The sequence below is a fragment of the Nostoc cf. commune SO-36 genome (assembly GCF_023734775.1).
Taxonomy (GTDB): Bacteria; Cyanobacteriota; Cyanobacteriia; order Cyanobacteriales; family Nostocaceae; genus Nostoc; species Nostoc commune_A.
Window position 1 is genome coordinate 2,136,454 of record NZ_AP025732.1, and the last position, 15,595, is coordinate 2,152,048.

Genomic DNA, 15,595 nt, shown 5'->3' on the forward strand with positions numbered 1-15,595 from the left:
CGTGTTATAATTGTTTCCCTCAGCTTGGTTAACCAGCAAACTTTCTGCTCAAATATGGTTCAATACACTCTCGCTCAAAGCCCAGAAATTATCCTTACTATTTCTGGAAAAGATTCAGCCAAAGCCCGTGATAAAGCAATGGATCAACTGATGGAACTGATGGATGCTGGTAAGCTACCCACGGAACTGGAAGAAGGATTTGGCCCTCAACAATTGATTGAGGTTAAAGAGTCAACTATTGATACTGCTAGTGGTGAAGATACCATTACACAAGCTGTCCAGGTTTTAAGTAATCTGGCCACGCTCAAGCTGAAAGTTCAGGAGTCACGAGCTGAAGCGTTGGAAATTCGCAAAGCTGTTGATATTCTGTTTACCGACGAGTCGGTGACAGAAGAGGAAATTACTCGACTCAAGGAAGGTTTTAAAGTTCTCAAAAATTTTGCCCAAGCTAATGTGCGTTACCAAGAAGCACGAGCTAAAGCAGAACAGGCTCGGCAGACTCTAGATCAAGCTCTTAAATCGCCTGATAAGTAGCATTTGTAGAATTAGATGCTTTAAAACACATCTTAAAAATACAACTAGATACTATAAAGGGCAGGTTGTTATACCTGCCCTTTATAGTTACTGGGGCGCTAGGATTCGACCCAGGGATGGCGAGACCAAAACCCGCTGCCTTACCACTTGGCGACGCCCCAATGACTTCACACCAGTTAATATAGCACTTACTCCTAGGTTAATGTCAAGTACTTTAATAGTTGATTTCAGATAAGAGATTTTTAGAGCCGGGCATTGATTGGTCGAAATCCTTGCAATTAGACTCTTATCGTGACTTTGGGGTGAATCCTTGAATCAGTGCTTTGCTGTATCGTCGAACTCACGTTTACAGGGTTAAAGCGCATATTTCATAGTGAACTACTAACAGCAAACGCTACCCTAGAAATTAGCATCACTCAAACCTTGAAATTCCAACTATGATAGCCTCGCCCCAACAAAAATACTTTACTCCTGAAGACTACCTCCAACTGGAGGAACAGAGCAATATCAAGCATGAATATATAGACGGCTACATCTACGCAATGGCTGGAGCGCTTGATCCACACGTCACCATTGCTGGAAACCTGTTTGCCCTTCTCCGTAATCATGTGCGTGGCTCTGGTTGTCGTGTTTACATTGCTGATATGAAAGCCCGAATTGAATCTCTAAATCGCTTTTATTACCCCGACGTGATGGTTACTTGCGACCAACGAGATCAAGAAACGCCAGCTTATAAAAGATTTCCTTGTTTAATTGTCGAAGTTTTATCTAATTCTACTGAAGCCTTTGATCGCGGCGACAAATTCGCGGATTATCAAACACTGGAAAGTCTGCAAGAGTATGTTTTAATTAATACAAAACGTCAGCGAGTTGAGTGTTTTCGACGCAATGAGCAAGGGATGTGGGTTTTACAATCCTATACATCAGAACATCAATCATTTAGACTCAACAGCGTGGATTTTGAGGAAACAATGGCAGCACTCTACGAAGATGTAGTTTTTGAATAATCAATTATGATAGCGTATTCTGCACGATATTTAGTAAACTATATAACTGATAAGCCTTGAAAGCTTCTTGACCCGGCGGAAGGGTTGAGCGAAGCAGGCACAATTGATTAAAAAAAAGTTATGGCGCTCATAGTTCAGAAATACGGTGGTACATCTGTCGGTTCAGTCGAACGTATTCAAGCTGTTGCACAGCGTGTTTATAAAACGGTCAAAGCTGGAAACTCTATCGTTGTAGTGGTTTCGGCAATGGGCAAAGACCACCGATGGACTCGTCAAACTAGCTAATGAAATTTCTTCAAATCCTAACCGCCGGGAAATGGATATGCTGCTTTCCACTGGCGAACAAGTAACCATTGCCTTACTCAGCATGGCTTTGCAGGAACTTGGACAACCAGCAATTTCCATGACTGGCGCTCAGGTAGGAATTGTTACCGAAGCCGAATACAGCCGCGCTCGGATTGTGGATATTGAAACTACTCGCCTAAATCGCCACATAAATGAAGGTAAAGTAGTTGTTGTAGCCGGGTTCCAAGGTATCTCCAGCGCCGGAGAGATGGAAATTACGACTTTGGTCGTGGTGGTTCCGACACGTCAGCAGTGGCGATCGCAGCTGCATTAAGAGCGAATTTTTGCGAAATTTATACAGATGTTCCTGGGATTCTCACTACAGACCCCCGCTTAGTTTGCCGAAGCTCAGTTGATGGATGCCATCACCTGCAATGAAATGTTGGAATTAGCTAGCTTGGGCGCAAAAGTATTGCATCCCCGTGCCGTGGAAATTGCCCGTAACTATGGTGTTCCCCTAGTGGTTAGGTCTAGCTGGACAGATGCCCCCGGTACTTGGGTGACATCAGCTAAACCCCAAGGGCGATCGCTAATCAATCTAGAAATTGCCCGTCCAGTAGATGCTGTAGAATTTGACACTAACCAAGCGAAGGTGGCTTTGTTGCGCGTACCCGATAAACCAGGTGTAGCAGCAAGGTTATTTGGCGAAATTTCGCGGCAGAAAGTAGACGTAGATTTGATTATTCAGTCAGTTCATGAAGGTAATAGTAATGACATTGCCTTTACTGTTACAACACCAATATTAAAACGGGCAGAAGCAGTAGCAGCAGCGATCGCCCCATCACTGAGGAGTCAATCTAACCCGAAATCGGAAGAAGCCGAGGTAATGTTAGAACATAACATTGCCAAAGTCAGTATCGCAGGTGCGGGAATGATTGGCCGTCCCGGCGTGGCTGCGAAGATGTTCGCCACCCTAGCAGAAGCAGGTGTGAATATCCAAATGATTTCCACCAGCGAAGTTAAAGTTAGTTGCGTAGTCGATGCCAACCAATGCGATCGCGCTGTGAGCGCACTCCGCACCGCCTTTGAAATAGAGGCAGGGGAGGAGGGAGCAGGGAGCAGGGGAGAACTCTTTACTCCTAACTCCTCACTCCTAACTCCTCACTCCCCACCCCCCGTTCGTGGTGTAGCTCTCGATTTGAACCAAGCGCGTCTTGCTATTCGCCAATTACCAGATCGTCCGGGGATGGCGGCGAAGTTGTTTGGACTGTTAGCGCAGCATAATATTAGCGTTGATATGATTATCCAATCTCAGCGCTGTCGGGTAATTGATGGTGTTCCCAGACGAGATATTGCTTTTACAGTCTCGCGGATGGATGGAGAAAATGCAAAAGAAATGCTCACCCAAGTAGCGGCAGAATTAGGATGGGGTGAAGTTGTTTTAGATAGTGCGATCGCTAAGGTGAGTATTGTCGGCGCAGGAATGGTGGGACAACCAGGTATTGCCGCTAAAATGTTTGAAGCTTTAGCCCAACAACAAATTAATATTCAAATGATTGCCACTTCAGAAATCAAAATTAGCTGTGTCGTGGCACAAGAGCAAGGTGTTAAAGCTTTGCAAGCCATTCATGCAGCCTTTAAACTGGCTGGTAGCGAAAAATTTGTCGTGCCGGCGTAAAAACTGACTGAATAATTCGTAATTAACTGCGTGGTTTATTTACTTTTCTGGTAAGTATAGCAACAGACAGGGAGCTTAGGACAGCAATAAAATCACAATTTAAGCTGTTGAAGGCGCGTTTGCTACCAACTGTCCTAACGGCTTTGGCAACTGCTATACAGTCCCATCACTTGGATGCCTAAGTCACCTTCCCGACTTAGGCATCCAACTAATGGGCATCAACATTGTGCAATAGAAGTCACCCAAAGGAACACTAGGCAATTACCAGAATGTCAGCATTGGTGAGACTTGGGCTGCCCGTGAGATTAGCAATTTGCACCGCTGCAATTCCCCCTAAGCCATCCGCATCAAATAGCAACGCACCTGTGTTGCTATAGATAAATCGATCCCCAGCACCCAGAGCTACCGTCCCTAACCTGAACTGGGCAGGCGTGATAACAGCTCCAGCCGTCAAGTTTCCTCCAAAACCAGATGCTGAAACTACTATTGTGTCATCTATTACATTGAAGTCAGTGATGGTGTCAATGCCTTGTGTCTTAGCCGTGAAGGTGAACCTGTCACTACCAATACCACCTGTCAAGATGTCATTGCCTGCGCCGCCAATGAGAGTGTCATTCCCTGCGCCGCCAACTAAGCTGTCATTCCCTGCGCCGCCAACTAAGCTGTCATTCCCTGCCTCACCAATGAGAGTGTCATTCCCAGCCCCACCAATGAGAGTGTCATTCCCTGTACCGCCATTAACAGTGTAACTACCCGAAGTCGTAGCCGAAATCGTAACCCTATCGTTGCCTGCCCCCGTATTAATTATATTAGTAGCGTTTGTTGTTGATGCCGTTATGGTATCTGCACCTGAATTAGTTGTAATAATTTGTTGCCCCACACTGGATGTTGCATTCACTACAACCGCACTTGAACTGGTACTTGTTATAGTTTGTACACCTCCAGCTGATGTGGCGTTCACTAGGGTAAGATTTCGACCATTACCACTACCGTCACCAATAATCTGCGCACCCGCCCCAGTGGTGGTTGCAGAAACCGTCTTAAGACCTACACCTTTAATATTCAGTGCCCCTGCATCGGATGTTGCTGTTACTGTAGTAACACCTGAACCCGTCACAATAGTTTGAGCGCCTGCTATGGATGTTGTTGTGAGTGTTGCCACACCAGTGAATGTGGTCATATCAATGTTAATCGCACCAGCCCCGGATGTTTCTGTTTTTAGGTTTACGCCGAATGCGAATGCTGCTTGAAATTTAGCACCTGTAGTAATGGTTTGTGCCCCATTACCTGTTGTATTAATTTCAACTCTCTCTATTCTTTTCACATTAGTCCAAAGATTATCAGGCGGTGTGATGGCAACATCCAGAAGATGGTCAATATAGAGCGTATCTATGCCTGTGCCACCATTGACAAAATCATTAGCACCAAAGGTATCCGTTACCGTACCATCATAAGTGCCATTAAATGTGTCGTCACCAACGGTGCCAACAAGATTGTCTCCGTTGGTAGTTAACGTGTAAATAGCCATATTCGGTTGTGTTAAGTTAATCTTATGAACCTCATAATAAAAATAAAAGCCTCTGTCTGCACAGACTATCACAATTCTTCACATTGCATCATTCCCCTTTGTTTGAGTGTGACTTGAACTCGTGTGAGCCATTGCTCAGACACCTTCCTCACACGAGTGATACCAGATACAGTTAATCTTCAGTCACGGATTAGACAACAAATGCGATGGCAACAAGAACACCGCAGGCATAGCAGACTGAATATTTGGCAATAAGTAGGCGTAGATAATTCAAGATTTGTAGTCAGTGGATTTAGCTCTTAGAATGGGCTAGAGCCGCTTATACTAATTTTATGTGAGGCTGCACTTTATTAAGCTGTAGGGCAATTAATGAATTGCCCCTACAACTTAATAAATAAATATTTATATTTTAAAATCAGCAGTAATAACATATAAGTTATAATCTAGCAATTTATCAGACTATATTTATATCGATGAATAGTCATTTACTGGATGGACATTATCGAATACTAAAAGTTCTCAATGATGGTGAAAACGAGAAAACCTATCTAGTTGAAGATGTTAATTTTCTTGGCAGCCAATTTATCATAAAGCAGTTACTTTCTACTAGTAGTAATCCCCAAGCTTTAACAATTCTACGTCGATTGTTTGCTAACAAGTCTAAAACTTTAGAAGAACTAGGACAGGAACACGAGCAAATTCAAAAGCTAATTGCTTATTTTGAAGAAAATGAAAAATTTTATATAGTTCAAGAGTTCATTCCCGGTAATCCTTTAACTGACGAAATTATTCAGGGACAACCTCTGAGAGAAGACGAAGTAATTAGTCTTTTGTCAGATATATTAGAAATTTTAGTTGTTGTACACAGCTATGGCGTGATTCATCGGAATATTAAACCAGCAAATATTATTCGTCGTGAGTCAGATAAAAAGTTAGTTTTGATTAATTTTGAAACTGTTAATGAAGCCATCACTAATAGCGTTGGCAATGGGGAGTATATGCCGATAGAACAAATTAACGGCAACCTCAAATATAATAGCGATATATATGCATTAGGGATTGTGGCGATCGCAGCACTTCTAGGTTTATCTGCAAAGGAATTATCTAATATACGAAATCAGAAAAATAAGCTGACAGGTGAAATAATTTGGCAGAACAAAAATCTCAAAATTAACAGAAAATTAGCCAAAATTATTGATCGAATGGTGCGTTTTGACTATCGTAAGCGCTACCAGTATGCAACTGAAGTTTTAGACGATCTGAAAAAGATAAAAAATGTTGAGCAAGATCAACAAAAACAGGATCAGAAAAAATTATTACTAGTTGTGGCAGGAATAGCTGGCTGTATCACTCTTGGTATTGGAGTGTGGCAATTGAAATTGTCAAAACCTGTAAATGATGCTCAAAAAACATTTTACCAAAAGGGAGTAAATAAATATAATACAGGAAACTATGAAGGAGCAATTCAAGATTTTAATCAGTCTATTGAATTAGATCCGCAAAACGCTTTAGCTTATAATCGGCGAGGTGATGCTTATTATCGATTAGGAGACTACGAGCAAGCACAAGCAGATTCTAGTCAAGCTATTTTGCTCAATCCTGAAGATGCTAATGCCTATTTTGACCGAGGATTTGCTTTTTCGGAATTAAACAAATACAAAGAAGCGATCGCAGATTATAACCAAGCAATTAAATTAAATTCTAAAGACGCTTATGCTTACTATGGACGAGGATTAGCTCGTGTTCAATCGAAGGATAATAAAGGCGCAATTGAAGATTTTAACAAAGCGATCGCTCTCAAACCTGAGTATAACGAAGCCTACTTACAGCGAGGGATTCTTCGCCGTCGCCTTAGACAAAGACTTGAAGCAATCCAAGATTTTGATAAAATAATTAAGAATAATCCTACTGATGCTAAAGCTTATTATCAAAGGGGTTTAACTCAATCTATTAATAAGCAAAAATATGCAGCACTTAAAGATTACACAGATGCAATTAACATCAATCCCAAATACATAGAAGCCTATCTTAATCGTGGTGATATTTACAGCGATCTGGGAAATAAAGTAGAAGCTACTGAAGATTACAATACTATTTTACAGATTGATCCTAAATTTATTGCAGCTTATATTCACAGAGGTATTCACCGCTTTTCTTTCGGAGATTATAAAGGTGCTGTTGAAGATTACACTGCTGCGCTGAAACTAGATACTAATAATGTAGCAGCTTATAACAACCGTGGTAACGCCTATCTGGAATTAGGAAATAAAAAAGCTGCAAATCAGGATTATTCACGAGCGATCGCAATTAATGCTAACAATGCCTTAGCCTATTATAACCGGGGTGTGATTCGCACCAAGCAGAAAAATAAACAGGGTGCGATCGCAGATTTCAAAAAAGCTGCCAAACTATTCCGACAGCAAGGGGAAAAAGATAGTTATCAAGATGCACAAAGAGAAATTGCAATTCTGCAAAATAAGTCAGCACCAGCGCCAAGTACTCGCCCTAAATCTGGGAAAAGAGGAAAAAATTGATTGAAGAAGAATTCAGAAGCCAGAATGGGCTAAACGCCCCGCTACCGCTAACAGGAGTCAGAATCAATGAGTGGGGGATTCAGACCCGCCACTCATTGTAGACCACCAAATTTTCAATTTGGTGGGGGTCTTAAACCCGTTTATTCAGACGCGACGCTCGAATACTCGCTCTAAGCGAAGCCATGCCGCAGGCTTTACGCTGCGCTATCCGCCAGTCGCGCAGAATTCATTCTGTTAGCGGTAGCGGTGCGTTTAGCCCATTCTGGCTCCTGACTCCTGAATTCTGTTTGGTAAAAACTCAATATAATGCTAACTGTCAAGTGCCAAAACTCTTAAAGAGTAATTGGGCTATTTAAGTGTGTTTTAACTTACAATTTTACGACTTGCACTTTTTTAAGTTAGTTTTGAAGGTTGGTAGTAAGCAGTAAACTCCTTACTACTTACCATCATAAATTGTATGCTTTGACATTTTCTCTGTAGTTGTAGTCAAATAAATTATTGCTCAATGTGAGTCACCGTATTTTGTTACGACTCAATTAGGATTGCTATATGCTAATTCTCCTCACTTTTTATCCAGATAATCTGGAAATATTCACCAGTACGGATGTCGATACAGTATTGAATAAAATTGATGGTTCTCACAATACTTGGTTGCGCTGTATTCACTTCCGCGATCGAACTGGAACAGCCAAAATCATCAAGCACTTTGAACTCAATCCATCTCGCGTTAACATGATTTTCAATCATTCCCCTGTAGGAATTGATGAGGATGTAGAAGATTGTTTATTTGACAGCTATGAAATCCTAACTCCTCAGATAAAAAATCATGAGTTTGAGGTTGCCCGTGGCAATATTGTGATTGGAAATAATTTTATTATCACTTTTGAAATAAATGAACTAAAAGTTTTAAGTATTTTATCTAACAATCTGCAAAAGCGAAATTTAGATATTAAAAAGTGGGGAATTGACTATCTTTATTATCTTATAATTAAAGATATTTTGAATAATTACCATACTGTTTTTGACTGTATTTCTAGAAAACTTGATGATTTAGAAGATGAAGTTCTAGATAATTCCGGTGATGAATCAACGTACAAAAAAATTGCCACGATGAGGCAATCTACTCGTTCTGGACGGCGGAATTTTCAAAGTATCAAATTACTTATGGCTATTATGGATCATGAAGATTGCCAATGGATCAGCCAGCCAGTGAAAGAACTATTCAATCAAGAATTAGTTCATCATGTTGATAAACTATGGCAAGAATATCAAGCTTTGAGAGTCTGGATGTCAGAATTAATGGAAATTCAACGCGATAATATTGCTAGCAAAACAGGTGAACGAATTAATCGCCTAACTATCCTCTCAACTGTATTCTTACCAATAACTTTTCTGTCTGGTTTCTATGGTATGAACTTCAAATATATGCCGGAATTAGAACAGCCTTGGGCTTATCCAGTTGTGATCTGCATGATGGCATTAATTGTGATTGCTAGTATTGTTTATGTCAAAAAACAACGTTGGTTGTAGTATCTATAAAGTTACGAATAAAATCTCGCAGACTTATTGATGAAATCGAGGTTTAATGCAATTTAAAAAAAATGTAATGAATAAATCGGCTGTACGCCTCAACTCATGTATCTGCATCAGGCATTTTGTGAAATGGTATAAGCCTGTCGGTAGAAGGTAAATAAAATCGGATTACTATATATACTTTCAGTAACTAGACTGAATCAACCCTAAATCGGTAAACAAACGTGAATCTCCCATTAATTATTCGTGCTGAAGAACATAACGACAAAATAGCAATTGCTGCAACAGACGGAGCATTTACTTACCGGGATTTGCTACACACTTCTGGTCAAATAGCAACAGTTCTTCTGCATTTTGAAGAAGATTTACAGGAGCAGCGAGTTGCCTTTTTGATTCCGCCTGGGTTTGAGTATGTAGCCACTCAATGGGGAATTTGGCGTGCTGGTGGCATAGCTGTACCTCTGTGTGTTTCCCATCCGCGCCCAGAATTGGAGTATGTAATTACCAATTCTGGAGCATCAATTATTGTTGCTCATCCTAATTTTGAAGGTATACTGCGTAGTTTACCGCCGCAGGCATCGCTCGCCGAAAAACACAATTTGAGATTTATCCTTACCTCAGAAACGCTCCCATCTGATATTGCTTTGCTCCCAAAGATAGATATTACTAGACGCGCCTTAATTCTCTACACCAGTGGTACAACAGGTAAACCAAAGGGTGTGGTTACAACCCATGAAAATATTCAAGCGCAAGTGACTAGTTTAACTACTGCTTGGGAATGGACATCTAGCGATCGCATTTTACATATCCTGCCACTACATCATATTCATGGAATTATTAACGTCCTCACTTGTGCTTTATGGGCTGGGGCGGAGTGTCATCTGTTGAGCAAGTTTGATACCGAAACCGTTTGGAACCGAATTTGTGACGGTGACTTAACCTTATTTATGGCAGTACCAACGATTTATGTAAAGCTCATTACCGCTTGGGAAAATGCCTCAAGAGAACGTCAAAAAAGTATGTCAGAAGGCTGTGCTAAGATGCGCCTGATGGTTTCCGGTTCGGCAGCATTACCAGTTCAAGTTTTAGAAAAGTGGCAGACTATCAGTGGTCATTTTTTGCTTGAGCGATATGGTATGACTGAAATCGGGATGGCGCTATCGAATCCTTTACATGGTGAACGGTTGGCTGGATATGTAGGAAAGCCTTTACCTGAAGTTGAAGTGAGATTAGTTGATGAGAACGGATTAGTCCCAACCGGAACACCAGGAGAGATCCAAGTTAAAGGGCCTGGAGTATTTATAGAATATTGGCAAAATCCCCAAGCAACCGCCAAAGCCTTCCAAGATGGCTGGTTCCGTACTGGAGACACCGCCGTAGTTGAGAATGGCAACTACCGCATTCTGGGACGGATAAGTGTGGATATCATCAAAACGGGAGGGTATAAAGTTTCCGCTCTGGAAATTGAAGAAGTATTGCGATCGCATCCAGATATTCAAGAATGTGCGGTGGTTGGGGTTGCCGATTTAGAGTGGGGTGAACGGGTTTGTGCGGCGTTAGTATTGCAAGGGACACAACCTTTAACATTAGAAGCTTTTAGGAGTTGGGCAAAAGAGCGATTGGCAGTTTATAAAGTGCCAACTCAAATTTTGATAGTTGAAGAATTACCGCGCAACGCGATGGGGAAAGTTACTAAGCCGACAGTGGTTGAGCTATTTCGAGTGTAGCGATCGTCAACGCCTAATTAGCCCTCTTTCATCAGTTTTGGAAAAATTAACGAATTTTCGACATTGTTAGCTAACGAAAAATTAAGGTTTCACTCCAGAGTGACGGAAGAGGGTTAAACCTGGAGTTTCAAACCTCGTAATTCCTTAAACTTAAGTAAATCCTTAGTCACTAAGATTGTTTTGGAATATAACAACATTGCATAATGTCAAATAACTTATATTTAGATTGAAGATATAATACATTCTAATCATTTACTAAAAAAATATTTATGATATCTATTCAGCCTAACTTTTATCCCTACAGTTCTATAGCTAAAGGCGTTTATATTTTAGATCAACATCTTAGAAAAGATATATATGATTGTTGCATTCTAGATGAGCGTGATTATGTATCTACATTAATGAGTTATATAAGATTATTTTTACGTAATAGTCAGCTTGTAAAAGGGTTGTTTAGTTTCCAGTCTCAGATTTTAAATAGTAATTTAGAAAAAACAATTGGATGTGATGCACTTATATTGTTCCGTGCTAAAAATGCCGTAAAAGTTTGTATGTTTGAAGCAAAATATCCAAGATTATATAAAGAAAATAATTACTCTTGGGATTATGTAACATCTAGCAATAAGGCTCATTTTCACGATCAATTAATAAGACAAAATAAATGGTCTTCTGAAGTAGCTATATGGGAGTTATTTATTAACGATCATGTTCCTGGGTTTCCATTAAAAGGTTTTGATAAATATGGTTCTACTTGCATCTGGCATCAAGATGCTTATCAGTATACTAAGGAAAAGGCTGAATCAATTTATTATCATAAACCTAAATATCTTGTTTGGAATAACAAAAAATTGCAAGAATGTATAGAACAATTACCTTATAATCCTTTAAATATAGAAGATGTTTTAATTTCAATATTGATTGGCAAAATGGGAAAAGCAATTCCAGTTATAGGTAATAGTTTAGTAACAATAAAGTCTTCAGAAGAAGAAAGTATAAATATACCTGTTGGCTCAAAAATAAATAGAGATGATTTTATGAGCCTCTGGGAAACAACTGGAATTAATAATTTCTTGGTAGTGGAACTTGAAAGTATTTCATTTACTCTAGATAGAGATTTTTAAATGAAACCTAACGTTTATCATCAATATTTTTTACATAAATTTATAAAAATAATTGGGACTAGTTTTTCAGCCTTTTGAATTAAGTTTCGGTATTTTGGGCGGACACCAAAAGAGATTTTTACTAGACACCCCAAGGGATTCCAAAATACCTCGCATCACCTCTGTGCAGTACATCCAGTGTCCTAAATCGTCATACATACGATCGGGATTAAACTCGACATTGTAGTGCAGCACATTGGGAAGGTCTAAAAACTCATCACCGCTTTGGGGAGAAAGCAGCAAGAGATGAAATGGCTTCCCTTGGCATTGTTTTTGTAGCTTGTTGACTAAATCTATCACACCACCGGCATCGCTAATTCCTGTGCGAACAAAAAGCACTTTATCGCAGTGCCGCAGTGCGTACCAAAACCTTTCAGAACGTGCTGTGTATCGAACGCGCATCCGTTCATGGACGGGAGACATATCGCTGGTTGGATCGTCTGTCTCCTCGACTTCATGGGCAAAGGATAAACCTGACCATTTACTATGGTAAATTCTCCCTGCATCGGTGCTGTAGTGCAGGAAGGCAGGATTCCACATATCATCAAAACCGTTTTCGATCGCATCCGCAACATCTCCAATATTGGTGGTGCGCGTTAGATCAAAGGGAAAGGCGGGGCCATCGTACTCCATCTTATATAGCATCATGCGGACGGCACAGCGATCGCCAAGGGGAAGAATGGCAACACGGCTGATATCTGATAATTTGCATTTGTATTGGAACAGCACCGCAGACTTCGCTGGTGCTTTCACCCGGCTTTCTAGCCCATCCTTGCCAATCATCATGGTGCGAAAGGGGGCGTCGGGATAAAGCGGATCTTCATAGACACCCGATGGCATCGCTTTCAGTGCGTTGCAAACCTCTGTCCACATCGGCTGAATATTGTACTCGTTATCTGATTCGTTGATTACCCAGAGGTGGCGTTCGTCCGCTTGCAAAATCCCCAGATGCCCGTCATAGAATAAAACGTTGTTCGGCGAAAAAAGATTGAAGGCGGTGGTATATTCTAGGTTGGCATCAGGGGGAATGTTTATTGTAGTTGCGATCGCGCCATCCTCTACAGCAAAGAAAGGCAGTGTCCCTGGTTGGGTATCCTTCGCAATGTAGATACCCGGTATTAATCCAGCCTTACTTTGCAGTGCTGTTTGTAATTCCTGCCAATAAGGAGCGATCGTGTAGCTGTATTGTGATGCATTAACAATCCGTAAACGCTTCTCTTCGATACAGACAGAGACATGAAAGCCCGCATTGTCAAAGTAGATGGAGAATTCATTCGGTTCCCGAAAGCGTTGTTTTTCTGCCAATTCGTTTTTGTCGATGTCGAAGAGGTGCTGGTCGATCTGCTGATACATCAGGCTGTGACCGATAGTGTTCGGGTGAGCCGGATCAAACGATATCCCTGCTTTCCATCGTCCTTGCCCATCATCTAGGGCTGCCAACCAATCCAGTACAGGTACGCCCCAACTTAGCATTCGCTTGTGTGTGTCTCGGATCAGCCAGTAATGCTCCTGGGAATAATCGCCATTGGGATAGACTCCGCCCAGAATTGGAGTTGCCCCGATGTCCCTCGTCATTTTTACAAGCTGCTGCAAGCCACTTTCAAACCGTCGCTGTACTGCTCGCCGTTCGTGAGGGGGGCAGTAAGCTAACCCTTCGTTACCCAGAGACAGGGCAATGATCACAACATCCGGTTGTTCTGGGGTGACAACTGAGCCAAATCGCGCGATCGTTCTGCTGACATTCGCTCCCACTTCCGACACATTCACGAGTTTATGCCCATATTTTTGCTGTAAAGCTTGTGCCAACAGCCAAACCCAACCTTTCAAAAACCAAGCTTTATGACCTACTGCAACAGAACTGCCAATTACTACAATTTTGAGCCTTTCAGCCCCTTCTTCCACGGGCATTTTGACAGCAGGTTCCTCAAGGTATCCAAAGGGGTAAGGTTGTACATAACCGAATGCGCCATCATCTACAATAATTGTGCTGGAAGAATCGTTAGGCTCAATCGGAATCCAGCGATTTGTATCTAGTAAGCTCTCCCATCGGGCGTTACCCTTTGCATCAAGATGCACGTACTTATACTCAACTTTCTGTTGACCGCCTGACTCTTGAATTTCAATATCTGTCCACCATAAAGGATAGCGATCGCCACTTGTACGTAGGTAGATACATTTGGTAATGTTCCACAATCCCAACTCTGGAGTAGAACCGATTAAACCTATGGATTCGCCTGTTTGCGTGTGTGCAATGATTTGGAATCGATACATAGAGTTTATCCTGATTTAGTGAGTACGATACCAAACAGTCAGGCTGAATCCTTTAACCTTGCTTGAGAATATCACATAGAATTCTCAACAATTAGGTATTAATTTTGTTAAGTATACTAAAGCTCTGATTTACATCACCCAAAGCTTAAAGTAGTCAAGCTTTTCAAAAATTAAATCGGATTTTTATAGAAGGAAGATTTAATACTAATTGGGTAAAATATATTGCATTAAAAGTCTTATTACAACTAAGAACAGATCAAATAAAGGATAAGACTAAGTTAAATTTTTATTAACCCTGAAATATGTAAGTACATTGAAACAGAAATCGCGTGATTTCATAGTCATGCGAGCTTCAATATTCAGAAAAACATAAATAAATATTAATATCTTTATAGTTATATATGAATTAATAGTTAAATAATCTTAGGAGAAATAAGAATATCTAGGATTTGCATCGGCAGTGGTACTTGCTAGATAGAGTGATGCAAATCTTCTCTAAACCTAGAATAACAATTTTTTAGCTGGACTTGGCAGGCATCCTGAGTCGGTGACTGCCGTGAAACCTTGCGATTGAACATGAAGGAAGCAACAATGAGTAGCAATCTAGCCATCAAACTGCGCTCTGGAACTCAACAAGCCCACACATCAGCAGAAAATGTGGCATTCATGAAATGTTTTTTGCAAGGAGTTGTAGATAGAGACTGCTTCGCCAAGTTTTTAAGCAACTTGTATTATGTCTACAGCGAACTAGAAGCGGCATTAAAGAGCCATGTAGAACATCCTGTGATTAGTGCGGTTTACTTTTTGGAACTTAATCGCCAATCCTCGCTCGAAAAAGACATGGTGTTCTATTATGGGGATAATTGGAGAGAGCAAATTAAACCTTCACCTGCTACCCAGAGCTACATTGACCGCATTCGGGAAATCTCTGATACTGAACCAGCCTTATTGCTAGGTCATGCCTACACTCGCTACATGGGCGATCTTTCTGGGGGTCAAATGCTACAAAAAGTTGCTCAGTCAGCGTTGAAGCTTTCTGGCTATGAAGGCACATCCTTTTACAATTTTGAGCAAATTCCTGACAAAAAGGCATTTAAGGATAAGTATCGTCAGGCATTAAATGCATTACCCATTGATGATATAACAGCAGAACAGATTGTTGCAGAAGCCAATAATGCCTTTGAGTTTAATTTAAAGATGGCTCAAGAGTTAGAGGAAAGTTTAATTAAAGCACTCGGTCAAGTTCTGTTTAATAGCCTAACTCGTTCTCAGAATTCAGGTAGCACTGAAATAGCTCCGGCTAATTTAAGTTAGTCATTTGTCATTTGTCATTTGTGA

General features: G+C 40.9%; 13 protein-coding genes and 1 tRNA gene. 11 read left to right on the plus strand and 3 right to left on the minus strand.

What is annotated here, in order from left to right:
• The first annotated feature begins 54 nt into the window (after positions 1-54).
• A complete protein-coding gene (locus ANSO36C_RS09415) occupies positions 55-534 on the plus strand; it encodes a hypothetical protein (RefSeq protein WP_251959315.1) in 480 nt (159 codons plus the stop codon).
• A 90-nt stretch (positions 535-624) separates the two neighbouring features.
• Here the strand turns inward: ANSO36C_RS09415 and ANSO36C_RS09420 are convergent.
• Positions 625-695: transfer RNA gene (locus ANSO36C_RS09420), tRNA-Gln, on the minus strand.
• 276 nt (positions 696-971) lie between these two features.
• On the opposite strand from ANSO36C_RS09420, the gene ANSO36C_RS09425 reads away from it, so the two are divergent.
• From ANSO36C_RS09425 to ANSO36C_RS09430, 5 genes are all read left to right on the plus strand, one after another.
• Complete coding sequence (locus ANSO36C_RS09425; protein ID WP_251959316.1) at positions 972-1,541, plus strand: Uma2 family endonuclease; 570 nt, start codon at positions 972-974, stop codon at positions 1,539-1,541.
• Positions 1,542-1,661: 120 nt separating this feature from the next.
• Complete coding sequence (locus tag ANSO36C_RS34800; RefSeq protein WP_410174683.1) at positions 1,662-1,826, plus strand: amino acid kinase family protein; 165 nt, start codon at positions 1,662-1,664, stop codon at positions 1,824-1,826.
• A 4-nt stretch (positions 1,827-1,830) separates the two neighbouring features.
• Complete coding sequence (locus ANSO36C_RS34805; protein WP_410174711.1) at positions 1,831-2,160, plus strand: amino acid kinase family protein; 330 nt, start codon at positions 1,831-1,833, stop codon at positions 2,158-2,160.
• A complete protein-coding gene (locus ANSO36C_RS34810; RefSeq protein ID WP_410174684.1) occupies positions 2,139-2,264 on the plus strand; it encodes an amino acid kinase family protein in 126 nt (41 codons plus the stop codon). The genes ANSO36C_RS34805 and ANSO36C_RS34810 overlap by 22 nt, the downstream gene beginning before the upstream one ends.
• A 1-nt stretch (position 2,265) precedes the next feature.
• The gene (locus tag ANSO36C_RS09430; RefSeq protein ID WP_410174712.1) at positions 2,266-3,504 is read left to right on the plus strand and encodes an ACT domain-containing protein; all 1,239 of its coding nucleotides are present in this window, start codon (positions 2,266-2,268) and stop codon (positions 3,502-3,504) included.
• Between the two features lie 253 nt (positions 3,505-3,757).
• On the opposite strand, the gene ANSO36C_RS34190 is transcribed toward ANSO36C_RS09430, so the two are convergent.
• On the minus strand, positions 3,758-5,032 hold the full coding sequence (locus ANSO36C_RS34190; protein WP_323374576.1) for a calcium-binding protein: 1,275 nt from the start codon (positions 5,030-5,032) through the stop codon (positions 3,758-3,760).
• 473 nt (positions 5,033-5,505) lie between these two features.
• Here ANSO36C_RS34190 and ANSO36C_RS09440 point away from each other — a divergent pair, with 473 nt between their 5' ends.
• The 4 genes from ANSO36C_RS09440 to ANSO36C_RS09455 all read left to right on the plus strand — a co-directional run bounded on the left by ANSO36C_RS09440 (position 5,506) and on the right by ANSO36C_RS09455 (position 11,947).
• Entirely contained in the window at positions 5,506-7,566 is a 2,061-nt protein-coding gene (locus ANSO36C_RS09440; protein WP_251959317.1) for a serine/threonine-protein kinase, read from the plus strand.
• Positions 7,567-8,115: 549 nt separating this feature from the next.
• Positions 8,116-9,096: a magnesium transporter CorA family protein gene (locus ANSO36C_RS09445; RefSeq protein WP_251959318.1), complete on the plus strand. Its 981-nt coding sequence runs from the start codon at positions 8,116-8,118 to the stop codon at positions 9,094-9,096.
• Positions 9,097-9,323: 227 nt separating this feature from the next.
• Positions 9,324-10,826 carry an acyl-CoA synthetase gene (locus ANSO36C_RS09450; protein ID WP_251959319.1) on the plus strand — a complete coding sequence of 501 codons (1,503 nt, stop codon included), beginning with the start codon at positions 9,324-9,326 and terminating at the stop codon, positions 10,824-10,826.
• Between the two features lie 269 nt (positions 10,827-11,095).
• Positions 11,096-11,947, plus strand: a complete 852-nt coding sequence (locus tag ANSO36C_RS09455; protein WP_251959320.1) for a hypothetical protein — start codon at positions 11,096-11,098, stop codon at positions 11,945-11,947.
• A gap of 66 nt (positions 11,948-12,013) precedes the next feature.
• On the opposite strand, the gene ANSO36C_RS09460 is transcribed toward ANSO36C_RS09455, so the two are convergent.
• Complete coding sequence (locus tag ANSO36C_RS09460; protein WP_251959321.1) at positions 12,014-14,257, minus strand: DUF1796 family putative cysteine peptidase; 2,244 nt, start codon at positions 14,255-14,257, stop codon at positions 12,014-12,016.
• Positions 14,258-14,848: 591 nt separating this feature from the next.
• Here ANSO36C_RS09460 and ANSO36C_RS09465 point away from each other — a divergent pair.
• Positions 14,849-15,571 (plus strand): biliverdin-producing heme oxygenase, encoded by a 723-nt coding sequence (locus ANSO36C_RS09465; RefSeq protein ID WP_251959322.1) that lies wholly within the window; start codon positions 14,849-14,851, stop codon positions 15,569-15,571.
• Positions 15,572-15,595: the final 24 nt, after the last annotated feature.